The sequence below is a fragment of the Streptomyces hygroscopicus subsp. hygroscopicus genome (genome assembly GCF_001553455.1).
Classification (GTDB): domain Bacteria; phylum Actinomycetota; class Actinomycetes; order Streptomycetales; family Streptomycetaceae; genus Streptomyces; species Streptomyces hygroscopicus.
The window spans coordinates 1-1,214 of sequence record NZ_BBOX01000569.1 but is presented as its reverse complement, the minus strand read 5'-3'; the positions used below and the strand labels follow the sequence as shown (position 1 = coordinate 1,214).

Genomic DNA, 1,214 nt, shown 5'->3' with positions numbered 1-1,214 from the left:
GCCGTCTACGACGCCCCGCTGTACCGGCCCGACCGCGCGGAGCTGCTGGAGGCGGTCCAGGAGATCGGCGCGGTCGTCGTCCTCGACGACATCGAGTTCGGCGGCGCCGCGCTGGACGAGTTCCTCGACGCGACCCCCGAATGCGCGTTCCTGATCTCCGCCACCCCCGATGTCCCGGCCCCGTCCGCCGATTCGCACCTCGAGGAGGTCTTCCTCTCCGGGCTCAGCCGTACGGCCGGACGCGAACTGCTGGAGCTGGCCGCACGTCGGCCCCTGGCGGCGGACGAGGCGAGCTGGGCGGCGGACCTGTGGTTCGAGTCCGAGGGGCTGCCGCTCCGCTTCGTCCAGGCGGGCGCGCTGCTGCGGCAGCGGGACGCGCTGCGCGACGCGTCCTCCGAACCGGAGGCGGACGAGGGCCAGGCGGCCCCGCTGCCCCCGCTCGCCGAGGCGGCGTCCCCCGCCGTGCTGCTCGCCGCGTCGCTGAGCGAGGCGGCCCGCGACGCCCTGCGGTTCGCGGTCGCGCTCGGCGGCGAATGCCCGCACCAGGCCCATCTGCCCGCGCTCTGCGGGGACACCCACGCGGACGCGGCCCTCGGCGAACTGCTCGGCCACGGCCTCGTCACCGCCGCCGGATCGCACTACCGGCTGGCGGCGGGCGTCGCGGCCCACCTCGCGGCGGAGGGCTACGCCGACGAGGACGCCGGGCGCGCCCACACCATCGCCCAGCACTACACCTGGTGGGCCGGACACCGCTCGGTGGCGCCCGAGCGCGTCGCCGCCGAGGCCGACGCGATCCTCGCGGCGATGGCCGCGCTCATCGGCAGCCGCGAGGCGGGCCACGCCGACGCCGCCGTGCTCCTCGCCCGCGCCGCCGCGCCCGCCTTCGCCGCGGCGCTGCACTGGGGTGCCTGGGAGCGGGCGGTGCGCCACGGCCAGGAGGCCGCCCGGCTGGCCGGGCAGGTCGCGGACGAGGCGTACTTCCACCACGAGCTGGGCGTCCTCGCGCTGTGCACGGGCAATCTGGACCGGGCCCGCGCGGAGCTGGAGGCGTCGATCGGGCTGCGGGGCGTCCTCGCCGACAAGCGCGGCACGGTCGCGGGCCGGCGCGCGCTGGCCCTGGTCGCCGACCGGTCACCCGGTTCCGCGATGGCCGGGGCGTTCGGGGCGGGCGGCGGGGGCCGTACGGGAGCGGGCGAGACCACGGCGTCCTCGGG

The 1,214-nt window shown here is 78.1% G+C and carries 1 pseudogene; it reads left to right on the top strand.

From position 1 onward, the window contains the following. Window positions 1–1,214 (top strand): annotated as a pseudogene (locus AXW62_RS38730) (ATP-binding protein); the annotation flags it as partial.